Source organism: Bacteroidales bacterium, from assembly GCA_012517825.1.
Lineage (GTDB): Bacteria > Bacteroidota > Bacteroidia > Bacteroidales > JAAYUG01 > JAAYUG01.
Genome location: JAAYUG010000120.1, coordinates 1 through 5,733 on the forward strand (window position 1 = coordinate 1; position 5,733 = coordinate 5,733).

The 5,733-nt window shown below is 44.6% G+C and carries 6 protein-coding genes; all 6 read left to right on the forward strand.

What is annotated here, in order from left to right:
- The first annotated feature begins 52 nt into the window (after positions 1-52).
- On the forward strand, positions 53-1,210 hold the full coding sequence (locus tag GX419_08375) for an SIS domain-containing protein (GenBank protein ID NLI24704.1): 1,158 nt from the start codon (positions 53-55) through the stop codon (positions 1,208-1,210).
- A 15-nt stretch (positions 1,211-1,225) separates the two neighbouring features.
- Positions 1,226-2,491 (forward strand): class II D-tagatose-bisphosphate aldolase, non-catalytic subunit, encoded by a 1,266-nt coding sequence (locus GX419_08380; protein NLI24705.1) that lies wholly within the window; start codon positions 1,226-1,228, stop codon positions 2,489-2,491.
- A 48-nt stretch (positions 2,492-2,539) separates the two neighbouring features.
- Positions 2,540-3,487: a carbohydrate kinase family protein gene (locus tag GX419_08385; protein NLI24706.1), complete on the forward strand. Its 948-nt coding sequence runs from the start codon at positions 2,540-2,542 to the stop codon at positions 3,485-3,487.
- Between the two features lie 4 nt (positions 3,488-3,491).
- Positions 3,492-4,313 (forward strand): class II fructose-bisphosphate aldolase, encoded by an 822-nt coding sequence (locus GX419_08390; GenBank protein NLI24707.1) that lies wholly within the window; start codon positions 3,492-3,494, stop codon positions 4,311-4,313.
- A 10-nt stretch (positions 4,314-4,323) separates the two neighbouring features.
- Positions 4,324-5,424, forward strand: a complete 1,101-nt coding sequence (locus tag GX419_08395; protein ID NLI24708.1) for an amidohydrolase family protein — start codon at positions 4,324-4,326, stop codon at positions 5,422-5,424.
- A 24-nt stretch (positions 5,425-5,448) separates the two neighbouring features.
- Positions 5,449-5,733, forward strand: a 285-nt coding sequence (locus GX419_08400; GenBank protein NLI24709.1) for a hypothetical protein, incomplete at its 3' end; no start/stop codon positions are given.

Genomic DNA, 5,733 nt, shown 5'->3' on the forward strand with positions numbered 1-5,733 from the left:
ATTTTTTACTTACTTTCAAAATGTATATATTTGTTTCATAAAACGCAAGCATATGCATCTACTGGGATTTGATGAACAATGGCTTAACGAAAGGGGAGCAATCCATACTGCTACCGAAATTGCCGGACAACCTGAGCTTTGGCTTAAGACGTACTCCCTGATCAAAGCCAAAAAAGAGGAAATAGCAGGTTTTCTGAAACAGGCAGTTGCAGAAGCCTCCAGGATTATCCTTACCGGGGCAGGTACCAGTGCGTACATTGGATTGTCTCTGCACAGTGTTTTTGGCAAATGCCTCCACCGCCATACTTATGCAATACCCACAACAGATCTTGTTTCTCATCCGGCAGATTACTTTTTTCAGCAGGAAACCCTTCTCCTTATCTCCTTTGCCCGCTCGGGTAACAGTCCGGAAAGTACGGCAGCAGTGGCTCTGGCCGATAAACTCTGCGGGAAGGTATATCATCTGGTAATTACCTGTGATGCAGAGGGACAGCTGGCAAAATGTTCTACTGATTCACCCAGATATAATCTGGTGTTGCCGCCTGAATCCAATGACCAGGGCCTGGCGATGACTGGCAGTTATACCTCCATGCTTTTGGCAGGTTTTCTGATTGCCCGCCTCAGAGAACTGGAAGCTCTTACACCTCAGGTTGAAACACTTTACCGTTACGGGCGGCGTATCCTTGATGATTTCTCAGCTCCGTTAAAAGATGTGGCTTCAATGGATTTTAAACGGGCTGTTTTTCTTGGTTCCGGGCCTTTGTTTGGCACAGCAACTGAATCTCAGCTTAAACTGCAGGAATTAACTGATGGGACCATCGTATGCAAGAACGATACCTTTTTGGGTCTACGTCATGGCCCTAAGGCAGTAATTGATGAAACAACTTTGGTGGTTTTTATTTTCTCCAATGACCCTTATGCATGGCAATATGAAAGAGACCTGGTTCTGGACATAAGAAAAGGCAAACCACCTCTTTACACAATCGGACTTTTCGAAACCCCGGTAAACGGTCTTGTTTTTGACCTGGACATTCAGCTTTCCGATGCAGGCAGTCGTCTCGAAGAAGCACTGCTGACAGTATGTGACATAATTCCCGGCCAGCTGCTTGGTTTCTATAAGTCGCTGGCTCTTAACCTGAGCCCCGATAACCCTTCTGTAAGCGGAGCCATCTCAAGAGTAGTTGAAAACGTGCATATTTATTCTTATTAAAAGCTGTATCGTGGTATGAACAAGGAAGTGCGTGAACGAGCCGGAAAGGCGGGCCTGCCTCTGATGGATTATATCCTAATGCGGATAAAGAAACTGAAGGAAGATACCGGCATCAACCGGACGGTTTTTGCTGTCTGTCCCAATTCTGTTTCTGTTATTAAAACAGCACTGAAAGCCGCCAAACGATGGAATGCTCCTGTTAAATTTGCAGCCACCCTTAACCAGGTGGATGTTGACGGAGGTTACACCGGCCTTACGCAGGCTGAATTTGTTAACACAATCCGGCAGTATGCCCGTGCTATTCATCTTGAAGTTCCGGTGATCGTAGCGATTGACCACGGAGGTCCCTGGCTGAAAGACCGCCATACTCTTGAAAAATGGAGTTATGATGATACCATGGCGGCTGTCAAGAAATCATTTGAAGAAGCTATTATGGCCGGGTATGATTTGATTCACATTGATCCTACGGTAGATATTACCTTGCCGGAAGGAAAGCAGATTGCCATAGAGACAGTTGTCGAGCGAACTGTTGAATTGTTGTTGCATGCCGAAAAGTTTAGGGAGGCAAATGGATATCCGAAAATAGCCTACGAAGTGGGAACTGAAGAAGTGCACGGAGGACTGGCTGACCTTGCCACATTTACCCGGTTTCTGGATTTGCTGAAGAAAAGGCTGAAAGAAGTCAACAAGGAACATGTATGGCCTTGCTTTGTTGTTGGTAAAGTCGGTACCGATCTGCACACTACTGATTTTGACCCGGAAGTTGCCGGAAGGCTTGCCGGGATAGCTGCCCGGTATGGAAGTGTTATTAAAGGGCATTATACAGACAATGTGAAAAACCCGGAAGCATATCCGCTGTCGGGAATGGGTGGTGCCAATGTTGGGCCGGAATTTACCGAAAGAGAATACGATGCTTTATTGGAACTGGAAAGAATTCATTCTGGTTTGCTCATAGAGGGTAAGACGGGCAGAAGAGTTCCGATAAGGGAACTTCTCAAACAAGCTGTTGTAGATTCTGGTCGCTGGCGTAAATGGATTCGTCCGGGTGAAAACCGGGAGAATTTTTACACCAATGATCCGGAGCGACAGGAATGGCTGATTAAGACAGGATGCCGTTATATCTGGGAAAAACCGGAAATTGTAGCGGCCAGGCACCATGTATATGAAAATCTGAGGTTGCAGGGTATTGATGCAGAATCTATTGTGGAAGCCCATATCGGGAGAGCCATGGATAAGTACTTTGCTGCCTTCAACCTGGCCGGTTTGAATAATCTGTTGTAAGAAACTGACGGTAAGATTAATTTTATCAGACAAGGAAAACAGCAAGAGATGAAAAAAGAATTTGATGTGCTGGTTGCCGGCGAACTGAATGTCGATATTATTCTCAATAACATTCAGGCGTTCCCGGAGATAGGAAAAGAAATTCTTGCCAACGACATGTCGGTTGTACTGGGAAGTTCTTCGGCTATCCTGGCGAGCAATCTCAGTTCCCTCGGAACCAGGGTGGCTTTTACCGGCAAAACAGGTAAGGATGTTTTTTCGGAAATTGTCTTCGGATCACTTAACAGGAGAGGAGTGGATTGCAGTCGTGTTATCCGGGACGAACGATATCCGACCGGAGCGACCATCGTGCTGAACTATGGCCAGGATAGGGCCAACATTACTTTTCCCGGTGCAATGAATCATTTTGGAATCAACGATATTGATTTTGAATTTTTGTCCCGGGCAAAACATTTGCATTTTTCTTCATGCTTTATCCAGCCTGAAATGAAAAAGAGCCTGCCGGAATTATTCCGTATGGCAAAGAAAGCAGGTCTGACAACTTCCATGGATCCGCAGTGGGACCCGGAAGAAAAATGGGAACTTCCCCTGGAAGAACTCATGCCCTATGTTGATGTGTTTATGCCGAATATCATGGAATTGAAGTATATTACCGGTGAAAAGACCCTTGAAGATGCTGTACGGAAGTTGAGTAAACTGGCCAATATATTGGTTGTAAAGAACGGTGAGGAAGGAGCATGGTTATGGGATGGTAAAAGCCTTAGCCATCAACCGGCGTTTAAAAATGAGCAGGTTGTGGATTGCATTGGTGCCGGCGATAGTTTTAATGCTGGTTTTCTTTCTGAATATGTAAAAAAGTCTTCGCTGAAAAAATGTATGGAGACGGGCGCTCTCATGGGAGCCATTAATACCACGCAGGCAGGAGGTACTGCAGCTTTTGAAGACTATGATACAGTCAGGTCAGTGGCAAGGGAGCGTTTTAATTATAATCTATGATGCTATGTTGTTACAGGAGAAAATGTTAGAACTTTATCGGGCGAAAAAAGCCATCCTGGCGGCTAATTTTTATAACTATGAGACCCTTTCTGGCATTCTGCAGGCAGCGGTTTCATTAAATCAGCCAGTAATATTGCAACTTTCCGAAAGTTCCATTTCCTATATGGGACTGGCAGTAGCTTCCGGCATGGCCCGCAGTGCCATAAGGGAGTACAGGGCACAGGCATGGCTTCATCTTGATCATGGCAGTACGGTGGAAATGGTGAAAAAATGCCTGGATGCCGGCTTTGATTCAGTTATGATTGATGCCAGCGAAAAACCGTTTGAAGAAAATGTAAAAATCACAAAAAAAGTGGTCAAGCTGGCAGAATCATACAGGGCTTGTGTGGAGGCGGAGCTGGGATTTGTGGCAAAACTCGGCCAGGAATATACCGAAGCAGGGTTTACACAACCGCAGGATGCATTGAATTTTGTTGAAGCTACGGGAGTGAATATGCTTGCAGTTGCTGTTGGATCAGCCCACGGATTCTATAAAAAGCCACCGCAGCTTGATATATCTCTTCTTTCCTCCATTTCCCACACTGTAAAAATCCCGCTTGTATTGCACGGAAGTTCCGGGATCCCTGATGAAATGCTGCAGGATGCTGTCCGCAACGGAATTTGCAAGATCAACCTGGCAACGGAAACCAAAAACACCTTCATGAAAGCCTTGCAGGAGATTCTGAAGGATAACCAGGAAATTGACCTTCGGAAGGTTTTCCCTCCTGCAACAAAGAAAGTAGCTGAACTGATTGAATCCAAAATAAAAACAATTATGAATGCTTAATTAAAAAATTATGATAAACAGCAAAAAGATATCCGTTTTCTCCCTGATTCTGATAATGTATAGTGTGAGTGCCTTTTTTTTAACGGCACAGGACGTAAATAATCTGCTGTTGCGCAATTACCGGCCAAAGTCGTTGTATAAGATTCCGGTCACACAGGTACAGAAAGCTGCATTTCCAGTAATTGATATGCATTCACATCCATATGCCCGGTCAGAAAAGGAAATTTCGGATTGGGTAAAAATTATGGATTCCTGCGGAATTCAGAAAACGATCATTTTAAGTATGGCAACCGGTGCAGAGTTCGATTCTATTATGGAACTGTATGGTAAATATGGCGATAGGTTTGAGGTATGGTGTGGCCTGGATTACACCGGATATGATACCCCTGACTTTCCTGCTTCGGCTGTGCGCGAGCTGGAAAGATGCTATAAAAAGGGTGCGCGGGGAGTAGGTGAGCTGGGTGACAAAGGCCTGGGCTTGTTTTACTCGCATCCCGTTCCGGCCTGGGGAATGCATATTGATGATCCCCGTTTGAAACCGGTATTCCAGAAATGTGCCGAACTGCATATGCCGGTAAATATTCATGTGGCTGATCCTGTGTGGATGTACGAGAAAATGGATTCGACCAACGATGGGCTTATGAATGCTTTCGAATGGAAAATTGATCTTTCAAAACCTGGCATTCTTGGCCTTGACCAGCTTGTTCAGACACTGGAAAATGCAGTAAGAGAAAATCCCAAAACCATTTTTATTGCCTGCCATTTTGCCAACCTGAACCATGATCTGGATCGTCTGGGCCGTATGCTGGATACCTACCCTAATTTCTATGCTGATATTTCGGCCCGTTACGCTGAATCGGCAACGATTCCGCGCTATATGCAGAATTTCTATAAAAAGTATCAGAATCGCCTGCTTTATGGAACAGATATGGGATTTTCTCCCTCTATGTACCGGGTCACTTTCCGGATTCTTGAAACAGCTGACGAACATTTCTATGAGATCAGTCAGTTTGGATATCATTGGGCTCTTCATGGTTTTGCCCTGCCCCGGACTGTGCTGAAAAAAATCTACAATACCAATGCTACTCGCATTATAGAAAAATACAAATAACCTTATAAGCAAAACTTTTTCTGTATGAAAACAAATAATTTTTACCTTTTTTTTCTTGGTTTGTTTTTGCTTTCTTCCTGCCATAAAAGCATTCAAATTCAGCACGGAAAGACGAAACTGGAAATAAACGGTCGGATGTATACCCGACTCAATGCCCTTATTCCCGGAAGCAAGCCTCTGATGGATGATTTCTTTCCTTCCGAATACCTGGTAACAAAAAGATTCGTATTACGGGATTTTGTTCTGCAAAAATCAGATTCGAAGACTTTTGACGGAAAATCCGGGAAAGAGGAGCATAACCTTGTCAGC

What these genes read in the sequence shown, in the direction of transcription:
- GX419_08375 (NLI24704.1), top strand. Translation starts at nt 53, where the DNA reads ATGCATCTACTGGGATTTGATGAACAATGGCTTAACGAAAGGGGAGCA.
- GX419_08380 (NLI24705.1), top strand. Translation starts at nt 1,226, where the DNA reads ATGAACAAGGAAGTGCGTGAACGAGCCGGAAAGGCGGGCCTGCCTCTG.
- GX419_08385 (NLI24706.1), top strand. Translation starts at nt 2,540, where the DNA reads ATGAAAAAAGAATTTGATGTGCTGGTTGCCGGCGAACTGAATGTCGAT.
- GX419_08390 (NLI24707.1), top strand. Translation starts at nt 3,492, where the DNA reads ATGTTGTTACAGGAGAAAATGTTAGAACTTTATCGGGCGAAAAAAGCC.
- GX419_08395 (NLI24708.1), top strand. Translation starts at nt 4,324, where the DNA reads ATGATAAACAGCAAAAAGATATCCGTTTTCTCCCTGATTCTGATAATG.